The sequence below is a fragment of the Pseudomonas sp. TH39(2020) genome, assembly GCF_016650715.1.
Taxonomy (GTDB): Bacteria; Pseudomonadota; Gammaproteobacteria; order Pseudomonadales; family Pseudomonadaceae; genus Aquipseudomonas; species Aquipseudomonas mandelii_C.
Genome location: NZ_JAEKFF010000007.1, coordinates 1,433,276 through 1,459,549, shown reverse-complemented (window position 1 = coordinate 1,459,549; position 26,274 = coordinate 1,433,276). Strand labels below are relative to the sequence as shown.

At 56.6% G+C, this 26,274-nt stretch carries 30 protein-coding genes; 20 read left to right on the top strand and 10 right to left on the bottom strand.

The window, feature by feature from the left end; genetic code table 11:
* Positions 1-36 precede the first annotated feature (36 nt).
* The 7 genes from JFU47_RS27065 (at position 37) to JFU47_RS27035 (ending at position 5,935) form a co-directional block, all read left to right on the top strand.
* The gene (locus JFU47_RS27065) at positions 37-1,734 is read left to right on the top strand and encodes a copper resistance system multicopper oxidase (protein ID WP_201186939.1); all 1,698 of its coding nucleotides are present in this window, start codon (positions 37-39) and stop codon (positions 1,732-1,734) included.
* A gap of 11 nt (positions 1,735-1,745) precedes the next feature.
* Positions 1,746-2,633 (top strand): copper resistance protein B, encoded by an 888-nt coding sequence (locus tag JFU47_RS27060; RefSeq protein ID WP_201186930.1) that lies wholly within the window; start codon positions 1,746-1,748, stop codon positions 2,631-2,633.
* Positions 2,634-2,688: 55 nt separating this feature from the next.
* The gene (copC, locus tag JFU47_RS27055) at positions 2,689-3,060 is read left to right on the top strand and encodes a copper homeostasis periplasmic binding protein CopC (protein ID WP_084318037.1); all 372 of its coding nucleotides are present in this window, start codon (positions 2,689-2,691) and stop codon (positions 3,058-3,060) included.
* A gap of 3 nt (positions 3,061-3,063) precedes the next feature.
* The gene (gene copD / locus JFU47_RS27050; RefSeq protein WP_201186928.1) at positions 3,064-3,999 is read left to right on the top strand and encodes a copper homeostasis membrane protein CopD; all 936 of its coding nucleotides are present in this window, start codon (positions 3,064-3,066) and stop codon (positions 3,997-3,999) included.
* Between the two features lie 285 nt (positions 4,000-4,284).
* Positions 4,285-4,695 carry a hypothetical protein gene (locus tag JFU47_RS27045; protein WP_201186926.1) on the top strand — a complete coding sequence of 137 codons (411 nt, stop codon included), beginning with the start codon at positions 4,285-4,287 and terminating at the stop codon, positions 4,693-4,695.
* 99 nt (positions 4,696-4,794) lie between these two features.
* Entirely contained in the window at positions 4,795-5,064 is a 270-nt protein-coding gene (locus JFU47_RS27040; protein ID WP_201186924.1) for a heavy-metal-associated domain-containing protein, read from the top strand.
* A gap of 85 nt (positions 5,065-5,149) precedes the next feature.
* The gene (locus tag JFU47_RS27035) at positions 5,150-5,935 is read left to right on the top strand and encodes a transporter substrate-binding domain-containing protein (protein WP_201186922.1); all 786 of its coding nucleotides are present in this window, start codon (positions 5,150-5,152) and stop codon (positions 5,933-5,935) included.
* Positions 5,936-6,055: 120 nt separating this feature from the next.
* Here the strand turns inward: JFU47_RS27035 and JFU47_RS27030 are convergent, their stop codons facing one another.
* Both JFU47_RS27030 and JFU47_RS27025 read right to left on the bottom strand, forming a co-directional pair.
* Positions 6,056-6,274, bottom strand: a complete 219-nt coding sequence (locus JFU47_RS27030; RefSeq protein WP_201186914.1) for a hypothetical protein — start codon at positions 6,272-6,274, stop codon at positions 6,056-6,058.
* 194 nt (positions 6,275-6,468) lie between these two features.
* Positions 6,469-6,819, bottom strand: a complete 351-nt coding sequence (locus tag JFU47_RS27025; RefSeq protein WP_201186912.1) for a DUF6124 family protein — start codon at positions 6,817-6,819, stop codon at positions 6,469-6,471.
* A 701-nt stretch (positions 6,820-7,520) separates the two neighbouring features.
* Here JFU47_RS27025 and JFU47_RS27020 point away from each other — a divergent pair.
* The 8 genes from JFU47_RS27020 (at position 7,521) to tal (ending at position 14,467) form a co-directional block, all read left to right on the top strand.
* Positions 7,521-8,306 (top strand): hypothetical protein, encoded by a 786-nt coding sequence (locus JFU47_RS27020; RefSeq protein ID WP_201186910.1) that lies wholly within the window; start codon positions 7,521-7,523, stop codon positions 8,304-8,306.
* A 199-nt stretch (positions 8,307-8,505) separates the two neighbouring features.
* A complete protein-coding gene (locus JFU47_RS27015; protein WP_201186908.1) occupies positions 8,506-9,273 on the top strand; it encodes a hypothetical protein in 768 nt (255 codons plus the stop codon).
* A 59-nt stretch (positions 9,274-9,332) separates the two neighbouring features.
* A protein-coding gene (locus tag JFU47_RS27010) for an IS3 family transposase (protein ID WP_201181195.1) occupies positions 9,333-10,495 on the top strand; the annotation gives its coding sequence in 2 pieces (ribosomal slippage) (positions 9,333-9,588 and positions 9,588-10,495; 1,164 coding nt in all).
* 500 nt (positions 10,496-10,995) lie between these two features.
* Entirely contained in the window at positions 10,996-11,991 is a 996-nt protein-coding gene (gene dusA, locus JFU47_RS27005; protein ID WP_201186906.1) for a tRNA dihydrouridine(20/20a) synthase DusA, read from the top strand.
* A gap of 189 nt (positions 11,992-12,180) precedes the next feature.
* On the top strand, positions 12,181-12,423 hold the full coding sequence (locus tag JFU47_RS27000; protein WP_140679683.1) for an AbrB/MazE/SpoVT family DNA-binding domain-containing protein: 243 nt from the start codon (positions 12,181-12,183) through the stop codon (positions 12,421-12,423).
* A complete protein-coding gene (locus JFU47_RS26995) occupies positions 12,420-12,815 on the top strand; it encodes a PIN domain-containing protein (protein WP_140679684.1) in 396 nt (131 codons plus the stop codon). The genes JFU47_RS27000 and JFU47_RS26995 overlap by 4 nt, the downstream gene beginning before the upstream one ends.
* 57 nt (positions 12,816-12,872) lie before the next feature.
* Positions 12,873-13,331 (top strand): hypothetical protein, encoded by a 459-nt coding sequence (locus JFU47_RS26990; RefSeq protein WP_201186904.1) that lies wholly within the window; start codon positions 12,873-12,875, stop codon positions 13,329-13,331.
* Between the two features lie 209 nt (positions 13,332-13,540).
* A complete protein-coding gene (gene tal, locus JFU47_RS26985; protein WP_123365456.1) occupies positions 13,541-14,467 on the top strand; it encodes a transaldolase in 927 nt (308 codons plus the stop codon).
* Between the two features lie 73 nt (positions 14,468-14,540).
* Here the strand turns inward: tal and rssC are convergent, their stop codons facing one another.
* The 3 genes from rssC to JFU47_RS26970 all read right to left on the bottom strand — a co-directional run bounded on the left by rssC (position 14,541) and on the right by JFU47_RS26970 (position 17,247).
* Positions 14,541-15,023: an anti-sigma factor antagonist RssC gene (gene rssC, locus JFU47_RS26980; RefSeq protein ID WP_007935262.1), complete on the bottom strand. Its 483-nt coding sequence runs from the start codon at positions 15,021-15,023 to the stop codon at positions 14,541-14,543.
* Positions 15,023-16,204 (bottom strand): two-component system response regulator RssB, encoded by a 1,182-nt coding sequence (gene rssB / locus JFU47_RS26975; RefSeq protein WP_010456296.1) that lies wholly within the window; start codon positions 16,202-16,204, stop codon positions 15,023-15,025. Before rssB ends, rssC begins: the two co-directional genes overlap by 1 nt.
* 353 nt (positions 16,205-16,557) lie before the next feature.
* Entirely contained in the window at positions 16,558-17,247 is a 690-nt protein-coding gene (locus tag JFU47_RS26970; protein WP_201186903.1) for an MlaA family lipoprotein, read from the bottom strand.
* 201 nt (positions 17,248-17,448) lie between these two features.
* Between JFU47_RS26970 and JFU47_RS26965 the strand changes: the two genes are divergently transcribed.
* Both JFU47_RS26965 and JFU47_RS26960 read left to right on the top strand, forming a co-directional pair.
* Entirely contained in the window at positions 17,449-18,069 is a 621-nt protein-coding gene (locus JFU47_RS26965; RefSeq protein ID WP_201186901.1) for an HAD family phosphatase, read from the top strand.
* A 110-nt stretch (positions 18,070-18,179) separates the two neighbouring features.
* The gene (locus JFU47_RS26960) at positions 18,180-18,443 is read left to right on the top strand and encodes a DUF4404 family protein (RefSeq protein WP_008151367.1); all 264 of its coding nucleotides are present in this window, start codon (positions 18,180-18,182) and stop codon (positions 18,441-18,443) included.
* 186 nt (positions 18,444-18,629) lie between these two features.
* Here JFU47_RS26960 and queF read toward each other — a convergent pair whose 3' ends face one another.
* Both queF and copI read right to left on the bottom strand, forming a co-directional pair.
* Positions 18,630-19,460, bottom strand: coding sequence for an NADPH-dependent 7-cyano-7-deazaguanine reductase QueF (gene queF, locus JFU47_RS26955; RefSeq protein ID WP_201186899.1), 831 nt, complete (start codon positions 19,458-19,460; stop codon positions 18,630-18,632).
* A 61-nt stretch (positions 19,461-19,521) separates the two neighbouring features.
* Positions 19,522-20,043: a copper-resistant cuproprotein CopI gene (copI, locus tag JFU47_RS26950; protein ID WP_201186897.1), complete on the bottom strand. Its 522-nt coding sequence runs from the start codon at positions 20,041-20,043 to the stop codon at positions 19,522-19,524.
* Positions 20,044-20,198: 155 nt separating this feature from the next.
* Here copI and JFU47_RS26945 point away from each other — a divergent pair, with 155 nt between their 5' ends.
* Positions 20,199-20,879 (top strand): heavy metal response regulator transcription factor, encoded by a 681-nt coding sequence (locus JFU47_RS26945; RefSeq protein WP_123365450.1) that lies wholly within the window; start codon positions 20,199-20,201, stop codon positions 20,877-20,879.
* Positions 20,879-22,228 (top strand): heavy metal sensor histidine kinase, encoded by a 1,350-nt coding sequence (locus JFU47_RS26940; RefSeq protein ID WP_201186895.1) that lies wholly within the window; start codon positions 20,879-20,881, stop codon positions 22,226-22,228. The genes JFU47_RS26945 and JFU47_RS26940 overlap by 1 nt, the downstream gene beginning before the upstream one ends.
* A gap of 107 nt (positions 22,229-22,335) precedes the next feature.
* On the opposite strand, the gene JFU47_RS26935 is transcribed toward JFU47_RS26940, so the two are convergent.
* From JFU47_RS26935 to JFU47_RS26925, 3 genes are all read right to left on the bottom strand, one after another.
* Positions 22,336-23,580, bottom strand: a complete 1,245-nt coding sequence (locus tag JFU47_RS26935; protein WP_095128737.1) for a lipoprotein-releasing ABC transporter permease subunit — start codon at positions 23,578-23,580, stop codon at positions 22,336-22,338.
* Positions 23,581-23,645: 65 nt separating this feature from the next.
* The gene (gene lolD, locus JFU47_RS26930; RefSeq protein WP_170206211.1) at positions 23,646-24,329 is read right to left on the bottom strand and encodes a lipoprotein-releasing ABC transporter ATP-binding protein LolD; all 684 of its coding nucleotides are present in this window, start codon (positions 24,327-24,329) and stop codon (positions 23,646-23,648) included.
* Between the two features lie 7 nt (positions 24,330-24,336).
* Positions 24,337-25,587 carry a lipoprotein-releasing ABC transporter permease subunit gene (locus tag JFU47_RS26925; protein WP_140679694.1) on the bottom strand — a complete coding sequence of 417 codons (1,251 nt, stop codon included), beginning with the start codon at positions 25,585-25,587 and terminating at the stop codon, positions 24,337-24,339.
* Between the two features lie 94 nt (positions 25,588-25,681).
* Between JFU47_RS26925 and JFU47_RS26920 the strand changes: the two genes are divergently transcribed.
* Positions 25,682-26,263, top strand: a complete 582-nt coding sequence (locus JFU47_RS26920; RefSeq protein WP_140679695.1) for a PilZ domain-containing protein — start codon at positions 25,682-25,684, stop codon at positions 26,261-26,263.
* Positions 26,264-26,274 lie beyond the last annotated feature (11 nt).

The window sequence follows — 26,274 nt, the reverse complement described above, 5'->3', positions numbered from 1 at the left end:
CAAGCTCTCTCCACGCTGACAGACCGGGAAAACGGCATGCATTCCAACACATCAAGACGCACCTTCGTGAAGGGGCTGGCCGTGGGCGGGCTCCTCAGCGGCCTCGGGTTATGGCGCACGCCTGTCTGGGCGGTCACCAGTCCTGGCGAGCCTCAGGTGTTGGCGGGCACCGATTTCGACCTGCTCATCGGCGAAACCCCGGTCAACATCACGGGCAACCCGCGCACCGCGATGACCATCAACGGTGGTATTCCCGGGCCCCTTCTGCGCTGGCGAGAAGGCGACACAGTTACATTGCGGGTGAAGAACAAACTCAAGGACAACACCTCCATTCACTGGCACGGCATCTTGCTGCCAGCCAACATGGACGGCGTGCCGGGGCTGAGCTTTCACGGCATCGAGCCAGATGGCATGTATGTCTACCAGTTCAAGGTCCGGCAGAACGGCACTTACTGGTACCACAGCCATTCGGGATTTCAGGAGCAGTCCGGCGTTTACGGGCCGTTGGTGATTGACGCCAAGGAACCGGAGCCGTTCCAGTACGACCGCGATTACGTGGTGATGCTGACCGACTGGACCGATGAAGATCCGGTCGGCCTGATGAAGACGCTGAAAAAGCAGTCCGATTACTACAACTACAACAAGCCCACCGTGGGTGATTTCATCCACGACGTCAGTGAGAAAGGTTGGGGGTCCACGGTCGCCGATCGAAAGATGTGGGCCAAAATGAAGATGAACCCCACCGACCTGGCAGACGTCAGCGGCGCGACTTACACCTACTTGATGAACGGCCAGGCGCCGAACTCGAACTGGACGTGCGTGTTCCGTCCGGGCGAGAAGTTGCGCCTGCGCTTCATCAACGGCTCCGCCATGACGTATTTCGACGTGCGCATTCCCGGACTGAAAATGACGGTGGTCGCTGCGGATGGGCTACACGTCAAACCGGTGAGTGTCGATGAGTTTCGCATTGCGGTGGCGGAGACCTTCGATGTGATTGTCGAGCCGACCGAAGCGGCTTACACCTTGTTCGCCCAGTCGATGGATCGGACTGGCTTTGCACGCGGCACGCTTGCAGCGAAGGCTGGTTTATCCGCACCGGTACCGCCGCTGGACCCTCGACCGCTGGTGACCATGGATGACATGGGCATGGGCGGGATGGATCACGGCAGCATGGCGGGCATGGATCACAGCGCCATGGCCATGCCCGGCATGCAGTCCCATCCCGAGACGGAAAAAGACAACCCGCTGGTGGACATGCAAGCCATGACCACCGCCCCCAAACTCGACGATCCCGGCCTGGGCCTGCGCAACAACGGCCGCCGCGTCCTGACCTATTCCGACCTTCGCAGCACCTTCGAAGACCCGGACGGCCGCGACCCGAGCCGCACGATTGAACTGCACCTCACCGGCCACATGGAGAAATTCGCCTGGTCGTTCAACGGTGTGAAGTTCTCCAACGCCGAACCTGTGCGCCTCAAATATGGCGAGCGGGTTCGGGTGGTGCTGGTCAACGACACAATGATGACCCACCCGATCCATCTGCATGGCATGTGGAGCGACCTCGAAGATGAGAAAGGCGAGTTCATGGTGCGCAAACACACCATCGACATGCCGCCCGGTTCCCGACGCAGCTATCGGGTCACCGCCGATGCGCTCGGCCGCTGGGCCTATCACTGCCATCTCCTGTACCACATGGAAATGGGCATGTTCCGTGAAGTTCGCGTGGAAGAATGAGACGCCTACCCATGACCAGACTCACCCCCCTCTCTTTGGCGCTCGTGACCGCGAGCCTGACACTTTCTTCGGCGATGGCCGCCACCGACGACATGCAGAACATGGATCACAGCCAGATGCAGGGCATGGACCCTAGCCAAATGCAAAGCATGGATGACGGCCAGATGCAGCCCGCCGCGCCGACCGAAAGCCGCACGCCGATCCCGGCGCTGACCGATGCCGACCGGGCCGCCGTGTATGCCAGCCCGACCGGCCACGGCGTGCATGACACCGCGCTCAACTATTACTTCCTCGCCGACAAACTCGAATGGCAGGACGCTGACAACGGCAGCACTCTGGCCTGGGATCTCTCCGGCTGGATCGGCGGCGACATCGATCGGCTGTGGCTGCGCTCCGAAGGCGAACGCACCAACGGCAAAACCGAAGACGCCGAAATCCAGGCCCTGTGGGGGCACGCAATCTCCCCGTGGTGGGACGTGGTAACCGGCATTCGCCAGGATTTCAAACCTGGCGACCCGCAAACCTGGGCCGCGTTCGGCGTGCAAGGCATGGCGCTGTACAACTTCGAAACCGAAGCCACCGCCTTCATCGGCGAAGGCGGCCAAACCGCTGCACGACTTAAGGGCGACTACGACATCCTGCTCACCAACCGACTGATTCTGCAGCCGACCGCCGAGCTCAACGCCTACGGCAAAAACGATCCGCAACGGGGGATCGGCTCCGGGCTGTCCAATACCGAAGCCGGTCTGCGGCTGCGCTATGAAATCCGCCGGGAAATCGCGCCTTACATCGGCGTGACCTGGAACCGGACCTACGGCAAAACCGCCGACTACGCCAACCACGAAGGTGAGGATCGCAGCGAAGCACGCCTGGTCCTCGGTGTTCGCCTGTGGTTCTAAACGCATTAACTCAACAACCAAAAAAACAACCGCTTAAAGCGGTAAGAGGCCTTGCATGCGCATGATTAAAACTACCGCTGTTGCCATTGGGCTACTCATGAGCGCGCTCGCTCAAGCGCACCCAAAACTGCTTTCCTCCACTCCGGCAGAAGGTGCGGATGGCGCAGCACCCGGCAAAATCGAACTGCACTTTTCCGAAAGCCTCATGACCCAGTTTTCCGGCGCGAAACTGGTCATGACCGAAATGCCCGGCATGGCGCACTCCCCCATGCCCATGAAAGCCAAAGTCTCCGGCGGCAGCGACCCGAAAACCATGGTCATCACACCGCTTTCGCCACTGCCTGCCGGCACCTACAAAGTCGAATGGCGCGCGGTGTCCTCGGACACTCACCCGATCACCGGCAACGTTACGTTCAAAGTGAAGTGATGGATGAGCGACTCGGTCAGCATTGCACTGCGCTTTGGGTTGTATGTGGATTTGATGTTGCTGTTTGGCTTGGCGCTGTTTGGGCTCTATAGCCTTAAAGGACAGGAACGGATATCGGGCGCGGCGTTACCGTTTCGGTCAATGTTGGTGGGAACGGCGGTGCTGGGTGTGCTGTTTTCCGTCGCCAGCATGGTGATGATGGCGAGCGCCATGAGCGGCGAGTCGGATTTTGCCGAGCTGCGTCCGCATATCGAGATGATGGTGCTTGAGACAGACGTGGGGTTGGCCTGGACGATTCGCATTGTTGCACTGGTTGTCGGCAGTTTGGCGGTCATGTTCAACCAACGGGCGCCCGGCGTCAGTCTGCTGATCGCGTCTGCTGCTGGAGGCATCGCCCTCGCCAGCCTGGCCTGGAGCGGTCATGGGGCGATGGATGAAGGTAGCCGGCGGTATTGGCATTTCATCACCGACATCTTGCATCTGCTGGCGGCGGGGGCGTGGCTGGGTGGGTTGATCGCATTTGCCTTGTTAGCGAGGATCAACTCACTGCAAAGCGAAGAGCGCATCCGGCTGCTCGTCCGTGCTGTTAAGCGGTTTGAATGGGTGGGCGCGGTGATTGTTGTCATGATCACCGTAACGGGAATCGTGAACTACCTGTTCATCGTCGGCCCTGAACTTGACGAGGTGTTTCTCAGTACCTACGGGATTTTGCTATTTATCAAAGTGGGGTTGTTTGCCGGGATGCTGGTGCTGGCCGCGTTGAATCGGTTTCAACTTGGGCCACTCTTGGAACGGTCGCTGGGGGACAGGCAATACCAGGTAGCGGCGAATGCTTTGCGGCGCAGTGTGGTAGTGGAGTGGGTGGCGGCGGTGTTGATTGTGGGGTTGGTGGCCTGGTTGGGGACATTGAGTCCAGAGATGGAAATGAGCGCGGAGTAACGTAAAGGGGCTCCAGTTGATATGGATCAATGATTGCCTCTTGCTCGGGACTAAGCTCAAGAAAACCCCTCGGATCGGGTACACACTATGCTCTGGTTCCGCACTCACCTACCGCTGCTGATCCGCCAAGTGCTCGCACTGTGGCCGCCAGCACGCCTGCGCTTCGTTCGCCTCAACAGTTAAAACCGTTCTCCGAGCGTCCGGAATTCCGGCCGCCCCCCTTGGCTTCGCCTCTTTAGCGCGGCTCAATAGTTCCTGTACGTCCCTGACTCACTGGAGATTGCCATGCATACGCACTTCAAAGCACTCGTCGCCGCACTGCTCATCAGTAGCCCATTGGTTGCTCTGGCCGTCGAGGAACATCACCCCGACACACCGCCAACCGCACCGACCACCGCCACCGCCACCGCCACCGCCACCACGCAAGACAAGGCCATGAGCGAACAGATGGTAAAAATGCAGGCGGCCCACGAAAAAATGATCGCCGCCAAAACCCCGGCCGAACGCCAGGCCGCCATGCAAGAAGGCATGGCCACGATGAAGGACAGCATGGGCATGATGCACAACCACTGCCAAGGCATGGGAATGGGTAAAGGCATGTCCGGCGGCAAGGACCGCTCAGAACAGATGATGGGCATGATGATGAAAATGATGGATCAGCAGTCGAGCATGATGAAGATGCCGATGAACAACTAACGCCCTTAAAGAACCGCTTGACCTTGCCATCGTGGCAGGGTCAACGATCGATCCACGTCATCACACCACCTGCCACTCACAGTAAAAGAGGCTTACACAATGAACAGCACTGAACTGCAAGTCGAAGGCATGAACTGCGGGAGCTGCGTCAAACACATCAACGCCGCGTTACAGCCGCTCGCCGGAGTGGGTGAAGTGACTGTCGATCTGGCGTCCGGTCGGGTCAAGGTGACTGGAGATGCCGAGAGCGATGTTCTGTTATCGGCACTGAAGGAGGCAGGGTATCCAGCAAGCGTACTGGCAGAAGACGAACATGAAGGCGTAAAGAAGAAATCTGGCTGCGGCGGGTCAAGTTGCTGCTGTCACTGAGTCCGCCCCGGCGAGGATGAAGTTGAGCGGTGCGGCAGAAAGTAAGTACTCTCAGCCCCCACTCCATCATGGAAGCCGGATAACAATGAAAAACATAAAAAACACAATGATGCTCGGTGGCCTGCTCGCTCTATCGTTTGGCGCTCAGGCAGAGCAATCGCATTTGGACAGCGTCATCCAACAAGGCCAACTGCGCGTGTGTACGACGGGCGACTACAAACCCTATACCGTCAAAGCCGAAGACGGCGAATACTCGGGCATCGACATCGCCATGGCCCGTTCGCTGGCCGACAGCCTGGGCGTCAAGGTTGAATGGGTGCAGACCACCTGGAAAACCCTGATGCCCGACATGCTGGCGGGCAAATGCGACATCGGCGTCGGCGGCATCTCAGTCACGCTGGAGCGCCAGAAAAAAGCCTTCTTCAGCACCACGCTGGACGTCGACGGCAAAATCCCGCTGGTGCGCTGCGAAGATCAGGCGTTGTACCAAACCGTCGAACAAATCAACCAGCCTTCGGTTCGTTTAGTCGAACCTGCAGGCGGCACCAACGAAGCGTTTGTTCACGCCTTTCTACCCAAAGCGCAATTGAGCCTTCACGACAACGTGACCATCTTCCAGGAGCTGCTGGACAAGAAGGCTGACGTGATGATCACCGACGCTTCGGAAGCGCTCTATCAGCAGAAACTCAAACCCGGTTTGTGCGCGGTGAATCCAAGTCAGTTTATGCAATATGGGGAAAAGGCCTACTTGCTGCCGCGTGACGACATAACCTGGAAGTTGTACGTCGATCAGTGGCTACACCTGGCCAAGGTGACAGGCAACTACCAGAAAGTCCTCGGCCAATGGATAGCAACGCCCGAGCCCAAATAGCCGCCACCTACTCGATCCATGTAGCAGCTGGCGCAGCCTGCGTCCGGCTGCGCAGCAGTCGCCAACCCAAAGCAAACGGCACATCAGGCAAAACGTAAAACGGCGGAAACACTTCCGCCGTTAATCGTCGTGCAACATCCCCGAACTGTACTCGCCGAAGCTGTTGCCGAGCGCACTGCCATGGAAATTCATCTTATTGGGGTTGTTGGCAGGCCCCGGACCAAAACCGGCAGACGGCAGGGCGGCTTCCGAATATTCGCTATGGGTGTTTACACCCGAACAGGCGCTCAATAGCAATGCACCGGCGATCAGAGCGACTTTGAAGAGGTTCGAGATCATTTTTCAGTTTCCTGTGGGTTGGAAGCGCGGTGACCTTAGGGAGTCATCCTATGCCGCATGCCCGCCGGGAATTATGAAATTTTGCTGGGCGACAGCGTTGGTTCAGGTACTGCGGTTTCCTGATAAAAAAAGGGCGTCCCATCAGGAACGCCCTCTTCTCTAAAAACGCTCAGCGGTGGTTGTCGGAAGTTACGTCACACACCATCAGGCGGTTCGACATTATCCAGCGCCCGGTTCACCAACAACTCCCCCGCCACCGCTAACTGCTGAATCGACAATGCCAAACTGCGTTGTGAACCTTCGAGTTCCCGGATCAGGCCGGTAGTCAGGACGTTTAGCGACGCTAGTGTTTCGCAGGCGTGGCACAACAGAGTTTCAGTGTCGACATTGGGACGGATGGTGAAGACATGGCAGATGGGGTCGGCGCGGCTTGGGTTGCGGAGGCGCTTGCTAATGATGCGCTGGGAGGCTTCTGATAGCTGAATTGGATCGTGGGGATCGGAAGAGATTGGAGCTTCAGGTGGATCGGGAGTGATTTTTTTCATCGATTTCGTTCCTAGAATTAATGAAGGAACTGCCAGCATCACTTCCACATGATGGGTGGCAGCTGTGCGCAGGTGTGGAAGACCGGGGATCTAGGAACCCGGCGCACCCGAAAGTGCCCCGCGCACAGCCGCCATAATTTAACAGCAGACATGAAAAAAGCGCCTGCTTAAATTTCGGTGGCGCTTGTGCGCCTAGATCTTGTGAAGGGCTTCCACACCCTTGCCGCTGATTTTGCAGCGACGGAATGAGGGTAACTGGGAGGGTGCTTGAGTGCAAGGTAGGTAATAGGGACGCGGGTTGCGGGAAATCTCCGACGCCGTTAATGCCGCCTTCAACTAAATGACCGAAACGCTGCCTGATGATGGATTGGCCGCACTAATCGCCCTACCCCAGCAAAAAAGGCTCTAAGGGCTGCTTGAAATCGCCTGTACCAGTTTCGTACCAATACCCTTCGTGCATGCTGAAATCCTGCCCCCGTACTTATCTGCTGTAGCAAATTTTAAGCAACCGGTTTCGTCTCCAATCCTGAGCACTATCGCTGCTATGCTTGGCTTTCTCGAATAGAGTCGACAAGAGGCTATTGGTGAAAGACGGGGTATGTAAAACAGGGTCTAGCCCGCCTAAGGACACCAAATATCGGGTAACGAGCTACCGAACGGTGGACTCTATTTACTGTTAATGATCTAAAGGAATCAGACCCTTGAAAATATTTACCATGTGTATGGAATGTCAAAAAGAGCTGGGACATCCTTCGTTCGAGCCGATAATTGCTGACTATTATGAAGAAGCACTAGCATTCATTGAATGTACAAAAGGGCATAAATCGGCAATTTTACTTCAAAGCCAGAAGTTTGAAGTGCTGCTCGAGTCAGCAGCGAATGCCCTAATCGAAGGGTATACGCTTGAAGCGGCATCTAGCCTCTCATCGGCGTATGAGCGCTTTTTCGAGTTCGCAATAAATGTTTTTTGCAAAAAACACGACATTTCCAAAGAAACACTTGAGGAAACCTACAAACAAGTTTCAAAGCAATCAGAGCGTCAAATTGGAGGCTTTCTATTTCTTCATCTTCTTGTTTTTGGCAATAGCTACACACTTAACAAACAAATTCCAGAACGAAGGAATCGAGTGATACACCAAGGTTACATCCCTACGCCAGATGAGGTAATCAAGCTCGGAGAGTTGATTTACCAAGAAATACTATCAATATCCAATCTAATTAAATCCAACCTCGCCAGCGAAATGCAGCAAGTAATAAGCGACACCGTGCAAGCACGCAACGAGAAGATTCCAGCGAATATGTGCCGCGCTACCTCGTCAGGCACGATGTTTTTTTCCTTAGTTAGGGAAGAAAACAAAGGGAATTTTCAAGAAGCCCTTGCCAGCTATAAAGAGGCGAGGGAAAAACTATTCGGCTCTGTGCCATACCTCCGTATATTTAGTAAAGCAGTCGCGCTCTACACCAACCTTCGCTCCCCCAAACAATAATTCGCTCACTGGATAGCCTCGTTATCAGGTTCCCAAGCTGATAACGGAAAAATGAAGAAACGGAAATATGAATACGTAATAAAGGACTAACAAAGGGTACGGATCTATTTTTCTTATAGAAACAACATAGAAAATAAACTCGCCCCCTTTAACTCTAGAATGACACACAAATTTAGAAGAACTGAAAAGGATGTAAATCTTGATAGTCGCCACACTGCTTACATTGTTTTGTGTGCTGCCAATTGTAGTAGGCCATATCGCAAACATCATAAATTCTTCAAAAAAGTTTTTTTGGTATCGGCAACGAATTCGACGAATTCGGCAATGGACGAGAGCGGAGCGCCCCGCCACCATTTTCATGTTAACAACAGCAATTATTTTTATTGTAGGCCTCTTGATATTTGCGGGCGTTAAATTCAGCACAAAGGCATCCTTGCTGGTGCTAACAGCTAATTGTATCGCCGCACTGGTCTTTCTCTACTACTACTGGCAAATGCCAACATTCTTAAGCCGACACAAGGAGTTGCTGAAATTACTCATCGCCCCCTTGGCCATAGGTGTTGCGACTATTTCGAAAATCTACTCTGACGCAGCCATTGCTGAACTAAGCGGTCTATCCGCTCAGGATCTGCCAGGCACCCAATTATTGCTAACGCTGATATTGACGCCCATTATCTGGCTCTTAACCCTTTCATTGGCGTTCGGATACGCAAGCCTACTATTGATGCCAATCCTTTTTATTAAGGGCCTAATTCAGGACTATCGTCAAACAACAAGGAAGAAAACCAGGAAAAAAACCAAGAGCAGCCGAGCGAGTTCTTCGCACATCACAGCACTAGTAGCTGTTTTTCTTTCAGCTGTCATTTTGTTGACCATCATAGAAAAATTTGCGAGTAAAACCTTTTATGAGCCGCGGTTCAGACAAGTAATCGCATTCGCTTCATTCCACTTGCCAGCAACATTGTAGTGGTCTAATGAAACCGGACACCCATTTAGGCGAGAATACTCGCCAGATCGAGGTGTCAGATGACCAAACAACGCCGCTCCTTTACTGCTGAATTCAAACGCGAGGCTGCTGACCTCGTGCTCAAGCAAAACTACAGCTACATCGAAGCCAGCCGCTCACTCGGCATTGGTGAGTCAGCGCTGCGCCGCTGGGTTGACCAGGTTCAGAAAGAGCACCAAGGCGTCACTCCGCAGAGCAAGGCGCTGACCCCAGAGCAGCAGAAAATTCAGGAACTGGAAGCCCGGATCGCTCGGCTTGAGCGAGAAAAATCCATACTAAAAAAGGCTACCGCGCTCTTGATGTCGGAAGATCACGAGCGTTTGCGCTGATTGATCAGTTGAGTGCCCATGAGCCGGTTGATTGGCTGTGTAAGGTGTTTGAAGTCACCCGCTCGTGCTACTACGCCCAGCGCCTGCGGCGCCGCACTCCCGATGTTGAACGGCTTCGGTTGCGTAGCCGGGTCAGTGAGCTGTTCTCGCAAAGTCGCAGCGCTGCGGGCAGTCGCAGCATCCTGTCACTGATGCGTGAAGATGGTGAGCAACTCGGTCGATTCAAAGTGCGCAGTTTGATGCGTGAGCTTGATTTAGTCAGTAAACAACCCGGCTCACATGCCTATAAACGAGCGACAGTAGAAAGACTTGATATCCCGAATACCTTGAACCGTGAGTTTGATGTGCCAGCCCCCAATCAGGTCTGGTGCGGTGACATCACCTATATTTGGGCACAAGGAAAGTGGCATTACTTGGCTGTCGTTCTGGATCTCTGCACGCGCCGGATAGTGGGCTGGGCACTGTCGGAAAAACCGGACGCCGAACTCGTGATCCGAGCCCTGGATATGGCCTACGAGCAGCGTGGCAGGCCTTCGGATCTGCTGTTCCACTCGGATCAAGGGTCCCAATATGCAAGCCGGTTGTTTCGCCAGCGGTTGTGGCGATACCGCATACGCCAGAGCATGAGTCGCCGGGGAAATTGCTGGGACAATGCACCGATGGAGCGAGTGTTCCGGAGTTTGAAAACTGAATGGATACCGACCTTAGGCTACAGAACTGCGCAGGAAGCACAGCGCGACATCAGCCATTTTTTGATGCATCGGTACAACCGGATTCGGCCTCACCAATTCAACGGTGGGCTGGCGCCAGCTCGGGCCGAGGAAAAACTTAACGTCGTGTCCGGGATTAGTTGACCACTACAACATATTGCGGCCTCCCGAATGTAGAAGGAGTCGAAGTCGCCCCTATGTCTGATGATCGGGCAGCGCTTGCGATTTCGGACAGCAAACTTGGTTACAGATTCGAACTCATCACCTGCAAGCCAGCTCGCAAAAGTGACGAACAAATTAAGACTTTATTGGTTGATATAGCAAAGCAGAAAGCTGCGTCCGCCATGGCTAATAACTCATTAAGCGCTGGTAAGTGATCAACAATACTTATTAGAGGCTAACGTACAATTCTGTTCGCACTTCCGAAACTTCGGATTCAGAAATTGATGGAGGCTGACTCAGGTGCAGCAAAAAAGGGGAGCAAAAAAGGGGGACAGATTTATTTACCCGTAGCGATCCAGCCGATTCCCTCTTATACCGTTGTTCAGATGCCCTGAACAACGGCAGCAAGACTCGTCTAAGCCCCGCAACCCCAATCCTGATAAACTCCCCACCTCCCAGCCTCACCCATCTCAGAACCGCCAATGCCCCCAATCACCGCCACACCCGCCCCGCTTTCCCACCGCTTCTCCGTCGCCCCTATGATGGATTGGACTGATAGGCACTGCCGTTTTTTCCTACGCCTGCTCTCCAAGCACGCGCTCCTCTACACAGAAATGGTCACCACCGGCGCGCTGCTCAACGGCGATCACGACCGCTTCCTGCGTCACAACGAAGCCGAACACCCGCTCGCGCTGCAACTCGGCGGCAGCGTGCCGCTGGACCTGGCGATGTGCGCGCGCATGGCGCAGGAGCACGGTTACGACGAGGTGAATCTGAATGTCGGCTGCCCGAGTGATCGGGTGCAGAACAATATGATCGGTGCGTGCCTGATGGGGCATCCGCAGTTGGTGGCTGATTGTGTGAAGGCGATGCGGGATGCGGTGTCGATTCCGGTGACGGTGAAGCACCGCATCGGGATTAATGGCCGGGACAGTTACGAGGAGTTGTGCGATTTCGTTGGTACGGTTCGGGATGCCGGGTGCACCAGTTTTACGGTGCATGCGCGGATTGCGATTCTGGAGGGGTTGTCGCCGAAGGAGAACCGCGATATTCCGCCTCTGCGTTATGACGTGGCGGCGCGGTTGAAGACAGATTTTCCGGAGTTGGAGATTATTCTCAACGGCGGGATCAAGACGCTGGAAGCCTGTCACGAACATTTGCAGACGTTCGACGGCGTAATGTTGGGTCGCGAGGCTTATCACAACCCTTATGTGATGGCTGAGGTGGATCAGCAGCTGTTCGGCAGCACGGCGCCGGTGATTAGCCGGGCGGAGGCGCTGGCGCAGCTACGGCCTTATATAGCGGCGCATATTGATGCGGGCGGCTCGATGCACCACATCACTCGGCATGTGCTGGGGCTGGGTACCGGGTTTCCGGGGGCGCGCAAGTTTCGGCAGTTGTTGTCGGTGGATATTCATAAGGCTAAAGAGCCTTTGGTGTTGCTGGACCAGGCGGCGGAGTTGTTGGAGGGGCGTTGATCAGCCGCGTTGGCCAACTCCTCCAGCCCGTGTTTGTTGTGCCGGGATAATGCGTCTTTACCGAAGCGGCTGGTCTGTTCCAGGATCAGCTTCGTTTTCACCGCCCATCGTTCCCCGTTCCGTTGAGCATTGATTTCCAAAAATCCTTACCCTAATGTAAGGAAAAGCTGACTTGACGGAGTATCCACCATGGCAACCGCCACACTGACCTCGAAAGGACAAATCACCATTCCGGCACAGGTTCGGGCTTCTCTTGGTCTCGACACGGGGGATCGCATTGAATTTGTAGCCATAGGCGATGGTAAATTCGCCATTATGGCCGCGACTCATTCGGCTCGCGACCTCAAAGGACTCATACGCAAGCCCGCTAAAGCTGTAAGCATCGAGGACATGAACCAGGCCATCGCAGTACAAGGATCCAAAGCCATATGATAGGTCTGGATACCAACGTACTGGTCAGGTATGTCGCTCAGGATGATCCAAAGCAGTCAGCTAAAGCCTCCGAACTGATTGAGTCGCTAACGATAGCTTCTCCTGGGTTCATCACGATGGTTTCGATAGTCGAGTTGGTCTGGGTACTTCAATCCTGCTACGAGAGCGCAAAAAGCGAGATCATTACAGTCCTCGAAACGCTTTTGCGGACTCGTGAATTGACGGTGGAAAACTCCGAAATTGTTTGGCAGGCGCTGCGTAGTTACTCACAGGCCAACGCTGACTTCGCAGATTGCTTGATTGAGCGCAGCGCCAACGCGGCAGGCTGCGAGTACATCGTCACCTTCGACAGCAAGGCTGCCAAGACGGCAGGCATGCGTCGCCTGACCTGACTTGGCACGTTCAGATCAGCCGCTTTGCATTCGTAGCCCGACACGCCCAGGAGAGACATGGAATACCACCGAGCTCGCCTTCAGTATCAATTCAACAAACTTCAACCTATCCGCGATGGCATCTTTCCGGCCTATGGTGGGAACATCGAGTTCGAGTTGTTTAGCTTCTTCGAGGTCTGTTATCACCTCAAAGACTGGGTGAAACACTCCCCTAGCTACAGCTCGCTCAGCAACGTGGAAGACTACATAAGCCAAAGCCCTGCACTGAGAATATGCGCCGACGTCTGCAACAAGCTTAAGCACAGCAAGCTTGATAGAAAGTTGCGAAGCGGGTCGGTGCCTGGAGTCTTCATGATCAAATCTACGATGACTGTCGGTCCAATTGGGACTACCTCGATCGTGAGCATCGACGAGGCAAGAATTGAGACTGAACGTGGCGATGAATGCTGTTTTGAGCTCGCTCAGGAATGCATGGAGGCGTGGAAGACGTATTTCATCTTGAACAATGCCACTTAGCCTCAGCTCCATCGGCATTAAGCCGCGTTAGCCGTCAGACCGGTTGAACCTGTGGTCTGATTTGGCATCGTATTTACCGATACCGCGCCCCGCCATTCAAACAGCCGTTTTCAGGTTGTTGCCGCTGAGGCCCTCGATACGTACATGCACCCTTGAGTGGCTGTCAGCGCTCGGGTAATGTCATTAGACCCATAGGACAGAGCACGCCCATGACTTCCAAGCTGGAACAACTCAAACAAATGACCACCGTGGTTGCCGACACCGGCGACTTCGAAGCTATCGCTCGCGTTAAACCCGTGGACGCTACCACCAACCCTTCCCTGCTGCTCAAAGCGGCCGCCATTCCCGGTTATGCCGAGTTGCTGAACGCTTGCGTCAGCGACTGCAAGGGCGATGTTGGCCTGGCCAGCGACCGTTTTGGCGTGGCGGTAGGGCAAGAAATTCTGAAAGTGATCCCAGGCCGTATTTCCACCGAAGTGGATGCGCGCCTGTCGTTCGACACTGACGCCGTATTGAAGCGTGCGCACCGTCTGATTGACCTGTACGACAAGGCCGGCATTGGCCGCGACCGCGTGCTGATCAAGATCGCTTCCACCTGGGAAGGTATCCGCGCTGCCGAGATTCTGGAAAAGGAAGGCATTCAGTGCAACCTGACGCTGCTGTTCTCCTTCGCTCAAGCTGCGGCTTGTGCCGACGCAGGCGTATTCCTGATTTCGCCGTTCGTAGGCCGCATCTACGACTGGTACAAGAAAGCCAACGGCAACGACTACACCGGCGCGGATGATCCGGGCGTGCAGTCGGTGACGCGCATCTACAACTACTACAAGGCCAATGACTACAAGACTGTGGTCATGGGTGCGAGCTTCCGTAACCTGAATCAGATCGAGCAGCTGGCCGGTTGCGACCGCCTGACCATCAGCCCGGATCTGATCGATAAGCTGGCGGCGGATACTGGCAAGCTGGAGCGCAAATTGGCCCCAGGTCATGCCGGTGAAGCTCGCTTGAACTTGAATGAAGCGCAGTTCCGTTGGTTGTCCAACGAGGATGCGATGGCGACCGAGAAACTGGCTGAAGGTATTCGTCAGTTCGCTCGCGACCAGGAAAAACTCGAAGCATTGCTGCAAGCCAAGCTCTGATCCAATAAGAGCAAATGCAAAAAGGGCGAACCCTCACAGGTTCGCCCTTTTTTGTGCGCGGTCGCTTATGGAATCAGTGACGCTCGAGTGCGTTCACCAGATCATGAAACGCTTCACGATTGGAGTCGTTCAGGCCCATGAGGATCTTGTGCGCTTCGAGCACTTTGATCCGCACCACTTCTTCGGACTGATCCTGGTCTGGCAGGTCGGTCAGGCACTCAGGGCACGGGATCGGGCGGTCAACGATGTTGAACACTTGCTCGAAGCCCATGGACTGCAGCAGACGGGTGATGTCTTCGTGGGTGGTGACGACGGTCGGCAGCAAGCCGACCTTTTGCCGCGACAGGATCGACAGCTTGGCCAAAAGGCCAAGGGTGGTGCTGTCGATGCTGCGGGTTTCGGTCAGGTCGATCACGATTGCGTTGAAGTTCAACGCCGTGAAGATCCGCTCAATAGTCGCATCCAACGCCGAACACAGGGTCAGGCGAACTTCACCGACGAACTTCAGGACGAAGGTGCCATCCTGCTCGGCGAACTGGATTCTACCGGTACTCATTAAAGATTCCTGCTCAACACCAACAGGGCGATATCATCCGGCATCTCCCCTAGCGTGGCCAATCCAAAAACCTGCCGCAGACCATCCAGGCTGCCGCCCGCTGCCTTGACCCGTTGGGGCAAAGCCGCTTCTTTTTCTTTGAGTGTAGGTTCTGGCAAAAGGTCCAGAATGCCATCGGACATCAGCGTCAGGCTGAACGTCGGCGGCAGCTCCAGTACGTGATCTTCGTAGGTGGCTTCATTGAAGAGGCCCACCGGCAGACCACGCCCTTCCAGATAACGAACACTGTCTGGCGTGTACAACACAGGCAACGGCAAATGACCACCGATGCTATAGGTCAGCAAACCTGTCTCCTCGTCGATGACTCCACCGACCATTGTGACGTGTTTACCCAGCTTACAACTGATCAGGCCTCGGTTGATATGACCAAGGACCTCTGAAGGCTTGAATTCCGGCAATGTACCGCTGCGCTTGGATTCGAACAGCAAGCGCGTGGTCATGAACTTCAGCAGCACGGTAACGAAGGCTGAAGAGGCGCCATGACCGGAAACGTCCGCCAGGTAGAAGGCTACCCGACGCTCGTCGACCCGAAAGTAGTCGACGAAATCACCCGACAGGTACAGCGACGGGATGATCTGGTGAGCAAACTGGAACTCGTCGATGGTCCAGGGGCTGACCGGCAGCATGTTCATCTGCACCTGGCGACCGGCGTTCTGGTCTTCCTGGAGCAGGTTCAGGCTGGCAGCGAGCTCGCGGTTGGCCTTTTCCAGCTTCTCGCGGTAGCGCTGGTTTTCCAGCAGCAGGCGCGCACGATCCAGGGCCCGGCGCACAGAGTGCTCGAGCACAGCCAGATCTTCGAGAGGCTTGATCAGGTAGTCCGCCGCGCCCAGGCGCAGGGCCTCGACCGCGTCGTTCATCACCCCGGCGCCCGAAACCACGATAACCGGGGTTTGTGGCGACAGCTCGGTGACCTGGCGAATGAGTTCGAGTCCGCCCATCTGCGGCATGCGCAGATCGCAGATGACCAAGTCGGGCTTGTCTTGCTCGAATACCTGAAGACCCTGCTGACCATTGCTGGCCTGCAAGACGCTGAAACCACTGTCTTCCAAATAGGCGGCGAGGCTCGCGCGCACTACTTCGTCATCATCGATTATCAGCAGCGTGGCACTGGTTTTTGGCATGTGGGCAAACGGCGCCAGAATTAGGTTGGCGTAGCAGGCAGGGGCTTTGTCCCGGCTCACACTACTGGATTCGCTTTCTAGCCTCTCTACTGCACTGTTTTCGAGCGTTTGCCCTACACACAGGTACACCAGAGGTGCCCTTCTAAGGCGCAGACGGTACTCCCATCCGCGGGGCGTTTCAAGCTCACGCCGATGGTCGCTTGACGTCTTTCCATTTCAAATCACCGGGAGTTATAAGAACACGCAAAACGGTAACGTAATGGAAGGTCAAAACCCATGAGTCAAACGCGCCAAAAAAGCCCAAACGAAAGAAGGCGGCACACTGGCCGCCTTCCTCGTTTTACCGGTCCAGATCAAAAATCGTCTTCGACCTGACCGTCTTTGACTTTGAATTCGCGGTTCTGCAAGTACGCATTGCGGATGAAGATGTACTTGTCGCCGGTGATCAACTTCTCACTCGACAGCAGACTGGCGCGGGTATCGATGATGTTCAGGCCGTAGATCGAGTTACGCACGGGAATGTCGTTGATGTACGGGTACGGGCCGGTGTAGCCATCGACATACTTGGACGGCGCGTCACGCAGCGTACTTGGGCCCAACAACGGCAGCATCACATAAGGACCGCTGCCTACACCCCAGTAGCCGAGGGTCTGACCGAAATCTTCGTCATTGCGCTGCAGGCCCATCTTGGTGCCCACATCGAAGAAGCCCAGCAGGCCAAAGGTGGTGTTGAAGATCAAGCGTGCGGTATCGACACCGGCGGCGGCCGGTTTGGCCTGCAAGATATCGTTGGCAAGGTTGGTGACATCACCGACGTTGCGGAACATGTTGTGGATGCCGTCTTCAAGAAACTGCGGCGTCACGAACTGATAGCCCTGGGCCAAAGGCTTCAGCGCATAGGTGTCGAGCACATCGTTGAACTTGTAGATCGGGCGGTTGATGCTTTCCCAAGGGTCGTCTTCCGAGGCTGCCTGGGCAACGAACGGAACCAGCAATAGACTGGCAGACACACAAAGCTGAGCTAGATGATTGCTCCAGCGCATAGAAAAACTCCTTGGATTGTACTGGCGCGGGCGCTTGGCCCACGCGTTAAGTTGGCTAGTATAAGACGGAAAAGCCGCTTAAGGCAGCACCGGAGCAAGGCAGCCTGCGGATCATTCGTGATGATTGTGGGCGATTCACATCAGTGTCACTCAACTGTCACTGTCGCCCCCTAGCCTTGAGGCTATTTCAGGGACGTTGATATGCCGCACGCCGAAACCTTGCCCCACATTGCGCCCAGCCTGACCGCCGTCCTGTTCGGCCTCAGTGGTTGCCTGGTGGATTTCGGTGCCCGCACACGCGCACAGGGCATCCCCTCTGCCATACACGCTGAGGCTACGCCCGGCGCGCTGGATAGCCTGCGCAGCTTGCAGCATCAGCAGATTCCCTGTGCCTGGCTCGATGAACTCCCCCCTGCCCTCAGCCATTCCCTGGCCGCTGCACTGCCTTCGTGGATCAAACCCTCGCAACACCCAGAAACAAACAATCCATGGCCGGCACCGCATGCCTGTTGGCAAGCCCTGATGACGTTGAATGTCGAACGACTGGAGGGTTGTGTGCTGGTCAGCGGCGAACCACGCTTGCTGCAAGCGGGGCTCAATGCCGGATTGTGGACGATTGGGCTGGCGTCCTGCGGCTCACTCTGCGGCCTGGCGCCCAACGACTGGCAGGCGCTGACTCACCAGGAACGGGAATTCAAACGCGGCAAGGCAACGATGCAACTGTTCGGTCTGGGTGTGCATTCAGTGATTGATCACCTCGGCGAACTCAACACCTGCCTGGCCGACATCAGCCTGCGCCGGCTCAAGGGCGAAAAGCCCTGATCGAGATCATGCAGGTTACGCGCGAGTGGATTAATCTAAAGGTCAAGCCATAGACCTTTGGCGTGCTGCTGCGGTCTATGCCAGTGCCTATCGATAAAAGGAAGAACGCCATGCCTGCCCGCGAACTGCAACAACAGCTCAATACTCTGCGCGAGCAATTGGAACAGAATCCACCGCTGACCGAAGCCGAGCGCGAAGACCTGCACGCGCTGATGCAACAGATCGAACTGGAACTGGAACTCGAAACCAAAACCCAGGACTCCAGCCTCGCCGACAATGTGAACCTGGCCGTTGAACGCTTCGAAATCGAACACCCGACCCTTGCCGGCACCTTGCGCAACATCGTGCAAGCCCTGGCCAATATGGGAATCTGAACCCGCCGAATACAAAAAAGCCCCGCTAGTGATAGCGGGGCTTTTTATTGTCTGCGACTTGCAATGCAATCCCCTGTGGGAGCGAGCCGGCTCCGGGCGGCGTTCCGACGAATGCGGAGTGTCAGTCACCATTGATGTTGAATGTGCTGACCTCTTCGCGAGCAGGCTCGCTCCCACAGGGGTTCTTTATTGGCGGACCAGTCGATGGTTCGGCAACTGCACATCTTCAGTGCTGCGATACGGGTTGATGTCCAACCCGCCGCGCCGCACATACCGCGCATACACCGTCAATTTCTCCGGTTTCAACAACCGTTGCAGGTCGAGAAAAATCCGCTCCACGCACTGTTCATGAAAGTCCGAGTGCTGACGGAAGCTCACGATGTATTCCAGCAAACTTGCGTGATCCAGCGCCGCGCCACGGTATTCCACCGCCACGCTGCCCCAGTCTGGCTGGCTGGTAACCGGGCAGTTGGATTTGAGCAAATGGCTGTGCACGCTCTCCTCCACGATGCGTGATTGATCGCAACGCAGCAGTTCCGGGCGCGGATGCTCATAGTTGCTGACGCTGATATCCAGATCATCAATGCACACGCCCGGCAACGCCACAACGCCTTCAGCTTCGACGTCCTTCAGGTTGCGAACCCGCACACCGACCGGTTTACCGGCAGCGGCCGACAGGTCTTTCGCCAACGTCGCTTCAAGGATCGCGGTGTTGGCAAACGGTGTCTGGTTCAGGGAATTGAGGTACAGCTTGAACGACTTCGATTCGATGATATTCGGCGAATCCGCCGGGATAGTGAATTCGCCAATCGCCACCACTGGCTTGCCGGACGGCAACAGCCACGACAGTTCGAAGCAGTTCCAGAAATCCACGCCCTTGTACGGCAGGGTTTCAGCCGTCAGGCCCAGCTCGGCCCATTTCGCGGTGCGCGGGATCGGGAACAGCAAGGACGGCGTATAGGTGGCGATGTATTCGCTGGATTTGCCCAGCGGCGAGTGTTCGGCTGCGGGATGCATGGCGGAAACCTGACTGAAGAATCAGCGGATTCTACCAGCCTTTGCTCCCGCCTTTGAGTGCTTACTGACTGACAGTCAACTTGCCGACCATGCCAGCCTGGTAATGACCAGGGATGTTGCAGGCAAATTCCAGGTTGGTGGCCTTGGTAAAGGTCCAGGTCAGCTCGGCGGTTTTGCCTGGTTCGACGAGCACGCTATTGGGGTCGTCGTGTTTCATTCCATGCTCCATACCGGCCATGGCGCCGTGGTCCATTTCCTTCATGCCTGTAGGCATCAGCATGCCGCTCTGCTGCATCTTCATCATTTCTTGCTGATGCTTGGCATGCATCGCCGCGTCACCGAGGTTGAATTCGTGCAACAACTGCCCTTTATTCACCAACACAAAACGAACCGTCTCACCGGCCTTGATATCAATCGCCTTGGGTGTGAACGACATGTCGCCCATCACGACTTCAACGCTGCGAGTCGCCTTGGCCGCCGGGGCCGGTTGGCCGAAGTCGTAGGTCTGCGCCGGGGAAGCCCACGCCGGCGAGCTCAGCGCCAGCAAACACGCGACGCGCACCAGTGATTTGCGCAAAAACATAGTCGTACTCCAACAAGATAAGGTTCAGCCTGTGGAAAACTCTAAACTGCTGCGACTGCCCGCAACCTGACAGCCAGATTACAACTTTGTCAGGTTGACCTGTATTAACGCCGCCCACGGTATAAAGCGTTCGTTCCATTTGCCTCGAGTCGCCCATGAAACTGCTGATCGTCGAAGACCAACCGAAAACCGGCCACTACTTGCGCCAAGGCCTGACCGAGGCCGGTTTCAATACGGAACTGGTGGCGGACGGCAGCACCGGCCAGCAACTGGCGCTGACCGGCGATTACGCGCTGTTGATTCTCGACGTGATGCTGCCCGGTCGCGATGGCTGGCAGATTCTGCAAGCGGTGCGCAGTGCCGGCCTCGACACGCCGGTACTGTTTCTGACAGCCCGCGACGCGGTGGAGGACAGGGTCCACGGCCTCGAACTGGGCGCCGACGACTACCTGGTCAAACCGTTCGCCTTCTCTGAGCTGCTGGCCCGGGTCCGGAGCCTGTTGCGCCGCGGTAACGCCACACCTCAGGAAACCAGCCTGCAACTGGCGGACTTGCGCCTTGACCTGATCCGCCGTCGGGTCGAACGCAGCGGCCAGCGCATCGACCTGACGGCCAAGGAATTCGCCCTGCTGGAAATGCTCCTGCGCAGGCAAGGCGAAGTCCTGCCCAAGTCGTTGATCGCTTCCCAGGTCTGGGACATGAACTTCGACAGTGACACTAACGTCATCGAAGTGGCGATTCGTCGTTTGCGCCTGAAGATCGACGATGAATTTCCCAACAAGTTGATTCACACCGTACGTGGCATGGGTTACGTCCTAGAAGAGCGTCCCGCTTGATGCGCCGACTCTCGCTAAGCAGCCGTCTGGCGCTGCTGTTTGCAGCATGCACTGCAGTCGTGTCGTTGTTCGCCGGGGTGTTGTTCAGTCGGGCCAGTGAAGCGCATTTCGTTGAACTCGATCAACAGTTGCTGGACGGCAAGTTGATTGGTTTGCGTCGGGCCCTACATGACATCCAGTCGAGCGAAAGCGAAGTCAAACTGGCCGATGAATTGAGCCGACAGGCTGATCTGTCGTTGCGGATCACCGGCAGCGATGGCAAGCGCTGGTATGACAGCTCGACGCAACTGCCCCAGTCATTGCCGACCCAACCGGGTTTGTCCACGGTGAGCAGCGAAGGTACCGACTACCGCGTCCTCAACGCTCCGTTGTACCTCGACAAACCTGACTCACCGCAGTTGACCTTGCTGCTGGACATCACCCATCACCAGCACTTTCTGCAACGCATGCAACACCTGATCTGGTTGACAGTCGGGTTGTCGGCACTGGCCACCGCCCTGCTCGGTGCCTGGGCTGCGCGCAGTGGGTTGCGGCCGTTACGGCGCATGAGTACGGTTGCCAGCGGCGTTTCGGCGCAATCGCTCAATGTACGTCTGCCCGAAGCAAACATGCCGCCAGAACTCGCGGAAATGGCCCACCACTTCAACGCGATGCTCGGACGCCTCGACGACTCTTTTCAGCGGCTCTCGGCCTTCTCCGCAGACATCGCCCATGAATTGCGCACACCGTTGTCGAACTTGCTGACCCACACCCAAGTCACCCTCACCCGCCCACGCCCCATTGAAGATTACCGAGAAGCACTGCACAGCAATCTCGAAGAACTGCAATGGATGGCGCAACTGGTCAACGACATGTTGTACCTGGCCAAGGCCGACCACGGGTTGTTGATGCCCAAGCGCGAACCACTGGAGCTGGCGGAAGAAGCGGATTTATTGCTGGAGTTTTTTGCACCGTTGGCGGAGGACGCTCAGGTCAGGTTGAGTCGTGAAGGCAGTGCGCGCATGGAAGGTGATCGCAGCATGTTGCGGCGGGCGCTCTCCAATTTACTGGACAATGCGTTGCGGTTTACGCCGGTCGAAGGCGAGGTTCGGGTGCGAATTGTTGATCAGCCCAAGGGATTGAGCCTGACGGTCGAGAACAGCGGCGACGGAATTGACGGGGCGTTGCTGCCGCGTTTATTTGATCGCTTCTACCGGGCTGATCCCGCGCGCCAGGAAGGCAGTAGTGAACATGCGGGATTGGGGTTGGCGATCACTCAGTCAATCATCCGCGCCCATGGCGGGCAGATTCGTTGCGAATCGGATAACGGGTGGACGCGGTTTGTGATTGAGTTGCCCAAGGGAGAATGAGGCCAGCAACTCTGGCCTCATCGCGAGCAAGCTCGGCTCCCACAGGGTTCAGAGTCGTTCACAAATTTGCGATTCAACTCGGTCAACTGTGGGAGCGGTGCAACGGCTTACGAATACCGCAACGCAGTAGCCGGCTCGACTTTCGCCGCACGCCATGCCGGGTAAACGGTGGCGAGGAAGCTCAGAATAAACCCGGCGGAGCAGATCAACACCACATCCGCACCCTGCAGTTCGGACGGTAGGTTACTGACGAAGTACACGTCTGAACTGAAGATGTGCTGCCCGCTGACCCGTTCCATCCAGCCCACCAGTTCACTGACGTTCAGCGCCGCAATCACGCCAAGCACACCACCAATCAACGTACCGACAACCCCGATCACGGTGCCCTGCACCATGAAGATCGCCATGATCTGCCGCGGCGTAGCGCCAATGGTCCGCAGGATCGCGATGTCCGCACCTTTGTCGTTCACCACCATGATCAGGGTTGCGATGATGTTGAACGCCGCCACGGCGACGATCATCAGCAACAGCAAACCGATCATGGTTTTTTCCATCTTCATCGCACTGAACAGACTGCCCTGTGTGTGAGTCCAGTCATCAGCCTTGTAAGCGGTGCCCAGCCCGCCAGCAATATCGCTGGAAACCTTCGGCGCAGCGTACAAATCCTTTACCGCCAGGCGCACGCTCTGTACCTGATTTGGCGCCCAGTGCTGCATCTGCGCGGCATCGGCCACGTGGATCAGCGCCATGGAACCGTCCAGTTCGGCGCCAACCTTGAACACGCCGACCACGTTCAACCGCTGCATGCGCGGGGTGATGCCGCCCGGTGCAGTGCTGACTTCCGGCACGATCAGGGTGATCTTGTCGCCGACGTTCAAGCGGAAGCGACGTGCCGTGATCTCGCCGATCACCACGCCGAACTCACCCGGCTTCAAGGCATCGAGACGCCCCTGAACAATGTGCTGGGCGACGATCGACACCTTGCCTTCCAGCGCCGGATCAACGCCGCTGACCTGGATCGGCTGCATCGTCCCCTTGTAGGACAGCATGCCTTCCATCTCGGTGAACGGCACGGCGGCCGTCACTTCAGGATTCTTCATGGCCGCCGCAGCAACGGGCTGCCAATCGTCGATCGGATTGACGCCGACGATAGTCGCGTGAGGCACCATGCCGAGGATGCGCGAGCTCATTTCACGCTGGAAGCCGTTCATGACCGACAGCACCACGATCATCGCCAGCACGCCTAGGGCGAGACCGATCATCGAGGTCATCGAGATGAAGGAAACAAAGCGATTGCGGCGCTTGGCGCGGGTATAGCGCGCGCCGATAAAGATCGATAACGGTCTGAACATTCGCTGGGGCACCGTATAAAAATAAGAGACCCGACGTACTGTTCAGTACGTCGGGTTTCGGCCAATCAGATGGGCGTCAGGTAACCTTCCTGCAGATGCAGGACGCGATCCATCTGGCGAGCCAGGTTCATGTCGTGAGTCACCACCAGGAACGCCGTGCGCATCGAGGTGCTGAGTTCCAGCATCAAATCCTGAATGCCCTGGGCGGTGTGGGAATCGAGGTTGCCGGTCGGCTCGTCGAGCATCACCAGGCCTGGCTTGTTCACCAAGGCGCGGGCGATGGCCACACGCTGACGTTCACCACCGGACAGTTCCGACGGTTTGTGTTCCAGGCGATGGCCCAACCCTACCCGCTCCAGCAATGCCGTCGCACGCTGACGCGCTTCCGGGATAGCCGTCTTGCCGATCAGCAGCGGCATGCAGACGTTTTCCAGCGCGGTGAACTCAGGCAGCAAGTGGTGGAACTGGTAAACGAAACCCAGCGACCGGTTGCGCAGTAAACCGCGAGCCTTTTCGTTCAGCGCCGACAGCTCTTCACCGGCCAGCCAGACGCTGCCCTTGGTGGGTGTATCGAGGCCGCCCAGCAGGTTGAGCAAGGTACTTTTGCCCGAGCCCGAGGTACCGACAATCGCCACGCGCTCACCCGGATGCAGTTCCAGCTGCAGACCGGCCAGAACCTCTACCGACTCCGGGCCTTCCTCGTAGGATTTGCCCAGGTTGCGGCAGCTCAAGATTGCTTTATCACTCATGCCCAACTCACTCATAACGTAACGCCTCCGCAGGCTGGGTGCGCGCGGCACGCCAGGCTGGATACAGGGTGGCGAGGAAACTCAGGACCAACGCGGCGGCGCAGACCATCAACACATCCTGGCTCTGCACTTGCGACGGCAGGTAATCGATGAAGTACACGTCGGAATTCAGGAACTTGTGCCCGATCAGACCTTCGAGCGCCGAGATCGCGGCGCTGACGTTCAGCGCGGCGAAGATCCCGACCACGGCGCCGATCAGCGTCCCGACCACACCAATGACGGTGCCCTGCACCATGAAGATCGCCATGATCGACCCCGGCGTGGCGCCAAGGGTGCGCAGAATCGCGATATCGCCCTTCTTGTCGTTCACCACCATCACCAGCGTGGAAATGATATTGAACGCGGCAACAGCGACGATCAGCAGCAACAGCAAACCGATCATGGCTTTTTCCATGCGGATCGCCTGATACAGATTGCCGTGGGTGCGCGTCCAGTCGCGGGCATAGAAATGGTCTTCGCCAAGTTGCTGGGCGATGGTCCACGCCACGCGCGGCGCCTGGAACAGGTCGTCGAACTTCAGGCGGATGCCCTGGACCTGATCCGGTTTCCAGCGATGCAGCTTGGCCAGATCCTGCAGATTGGTGATGCCCAGGTAGCCGTCCAGTTCACCGGCGCCGACATGGAAGATGCCGACCACGGTAAAGCGTTTCATGCGCGGGAACATCCCGGCCGGAGTCACGGTGACTTCCGGCGCCACAAACGTCAGCTTGTCGCCGATCGCCGCACCCAACTTGGCCGCAGCCTTGTCACCGATGACGATGCCGAAACTGCCCGGTGCCAGGTCATCGAGTTTGCCCTGCTGCATGAAGTTATCAATGATCGAGACCTGCCGTTCCAGCGCAGGATCGATGGCATTGAGCAGGACTTTGGAAACCTTGCCGTTATTGGTCAGCAACCCCTGCATCTGAGTAAACGGCGCAACGGCCGTCACCTGCGGGTTCTGTTTGACCTTGGCGGCCAGGCTTTGCCAGTCGCTGATCGGCTCACCGGACTCGATGGTCGCGTGGGGCACCATGCCCAGCACGCGGGTGCGCATCTCATGATCGAAGCCGTTCATGACCGAGAGCACCACGATCATCACGACCACGCCAAGGGCGAGTCCGATCATAGAGGTCAGGGAAATGAATGACACAAAATGATTGCGACGCTTTGCACGGGTATAACGCGTGCCAATAAATACGAAGAGAGGTCTGAACATGTCGGGGCTTGTTCGGAGGGAAAAGGAACGTCCTTGTGGCGGGGGTCGATAACCAGCTTTACACTCAGACCACCGCCGCTACCATGGGTTCGCCATGTCGACATTAGATGAAGAAGATCGCCGCGAATACTACCGTATCGAGGACACGATCGCACTGGAAATTCGGCCCCTGTCCGCTCCCGAAGCCGCAGGCCAGGAAGTGTTGCAGGATGCTTCCCCTCTATTCAACTTGCTCAGCGAACTGCACCTGAGCGAATTCGAGTCACAGCACCTGTTGCGCCAGATCAGTGAGCGCGACCGGAACCTCGCGGCATTCCTGAAATCGCAGAATAAACGCATCGATTTGCTGAGCCAGGTAATCGCCATCACCGTACTCGGGCAGATCGGCGAGCCGCAGCCGGTGATCATTTCCGAAGGCGGGATCGACTTTCAGCATCCGACGCCCATTGCCGAAGGCGCGCACCTGTCGGTCAAACTGGTGCTGATGCCGCAAGCCCTCGGACTCTTGTTACGGGCTCGCGTCACCCATTGCGATCGCAAAGGCGAAGGCTACGCCATCGGCACCGAGTTCGAGTACCCGACCGATGCCCAGCGCCAATTGCTGGCCCGCTACATTTTGCAGAAGCAGGCCCAGGAACGACGCCTGGCCCGCGAACAAAACGAATCAGGCATTTAATTTAAGGAAGA

Bases quoted from the DNA above. Each gene is read 5' to 3' on its own strand.
- JFU47_RS27065 (WP_201186939.1), top strand. From the start codon at position 37: ATGCATTCCAACACATCAAGACGCACCTTCGTGAAGGGGCTGGCCGTG.
- JFU47_RS27060 (WP_201186930.1), top strand. From the start codon at position 1,746: ATGACCAGACTCACCCCCCTCTCTTTGGCGCTCGTGACCGCGAGCCTG.
- copC (WP_084318037.1), top strand. From the start codon at position 2,689: ATGCGCATGATTAAAACTACCGCTGTTGCCATTGGGCTACTCATGAGC.
- copD (WP_201186928.1), top strand. From the start codon at position 3,064: ATGAGCGACTCGGTCAGCATTGCACTGCGCTTTGGGTTGTATGTGGAT.
- JFU47_RS27045 (WP_201186926.1), top strand. From the start codon at position 4,285: ATGCATACGCACTTCAAAGCACTCGTCGCCGCACTGCTCATCAGTAGC.
- JFU47_RS27040 (WP_201186924.1), top strand. From the start codon at position 4,795: ATGAACAGCACTGAACTGCAAGTCGAAGGCATGAACTGCGGGAGCTGC.
- JFU47_RS27035 (WP_201186922.1), top strand. From the start codon at position 5,150: ATGAAAAACATAAAAAACACAATGATGCTCGGTGGCCTGCTCGCTCTA.
- JFU47_RS27030 (WP_201186914.1), bottom strand. From the start codon at position 6,274: ATGATCTCGAACCTCTTCAAAGTCGCTCTGATCGCCGGTGCATTGCTA.
- JFU47_RS27025 (WP_201186912.1), bottom strand. From the start codon at position 6,819: ATGAAAAAAATCACTCCCGATCCACCTGAAGCTCCAATCTCTTCCGAT.
- dusA (WP_201186906.1), top strand. From the start codon at position 10,996: ATGCCCCCAATCACCGCCACACCCGCCCCGCTTTCCCACCGCTTCTCC.
- JFU47_RS27000 (WP_140679683.1), top strand. From the start codon at position 12,181: ATGGCAACCGCCACACTGACCTCGAAAGGACAAATCACCATTCCGGCA.
- JFU47_RS26995 (WP_140679684.1), top strand. From the start codon at position 12,420: ATGATAGGTCTGGATACCAACGTACTGGTCAGGTATGTCGCTCAGGAT.
- JFU47_RS26990 (WP_201186904.1), top strand. From the start codon at position 12,873: ATGGAATACCACCGAGCTCGCCTTCAGTATCAATTCAACAAACTTCAA.
- tal (WP_123365456.1), top strand. From the start codon at position 13,541: ATGACTTCCAAGCTGGAACAACTCAAACAAATGACCACCGTGGTTGCC.
- rssC (WP_007935262.1), bottom strand. From the start codon at position 15,023: ATGAGTACCGGTAGAATCCAGTTCGCCGAGCAGGATGGCACCTTCGTC.
- rssB (WP_010456296.1), bottom strand. From the start codon at position 16,204: ATGCCAAAAACCAGTGCCACGCTGCTGATAATCGATGATGACGAAGTA.
- JFU47_RS26970 (WP_201186903.1), bottom strand. From the start codon at position 17,247: ATGCGCTGGAGCAATCATCTAGCTCAGCTTTGTGTGTCTGCCAGTCTA.
- JFU47_RS26965 (WP_201186901.1), top strand. From the start codon at position 17,449: ATGCCGCACGCCGAAACCTTGCCCCACATTGCGCCCAGCCTGACCGCC.
- JFU47_RS26960 (WP_008151367.1), top strand. From the start codon at position 18,180: ATGCCTGCCCGCGAACTGCAACAACAGCTCAATACTCTGCGCGAGCAA.
- queF (WP_201186899.1), bottom strand. From the start codon at position 19,460: ATGCATCCCGCAGCCGAACACTCGCCGCTGGGCAAATCCAGCGAATAC.
- copI (WP_201186897.1), bottom strand. From the start codon at position 20,043: ATGTTTTTGCGCAAATCACTGGTGCGCGTCGCGTGTTTGCTGGCGCTG.
- JFU47_RS26945 (WP_123365450.1), top strand. From the start codon at position 20,199: ATGAAACTGCTGATCGTCGAAGACCAACCGAAAACCGGCCACTACTTG.
- JFU47_RS26940 (WP_201186895.1), top strand. From the start codon at position 20,879: ATGCGCCGACTCTCGCTAAGCAGCCGTCTGGCGCTGCTGTTTGCAGCA.
- JFU47_RS26935 (WP_095128737.1), bottom strand. From the start codon at position 23,580: ATGTTCAGACCGTTATCGATCTTTATCGGCGCGCGCTATACCCGCGCC.
- lolD (WP_170206211.1), bottom strand. From the start codon at position 24,329: ATGAGTGATAAAGCAATCTTGAGCTGCCGCAACCTGGGCAAATCCTAC.
- JFU47_RS26925 (WP_140679694.1), bottom strand. From the start codon at position 25,587: ATGTTCAGACCTCTCTTCGTATTTATTGGCACGCGTTATACCCGTGCA.
- JFU47_RS26920 (WP_140679695.1), top strand. From the start codon at position 25,682: ATGTCGACATTAGATGAAGAAGATCGCCGCGAATACTACCGTATCGAG.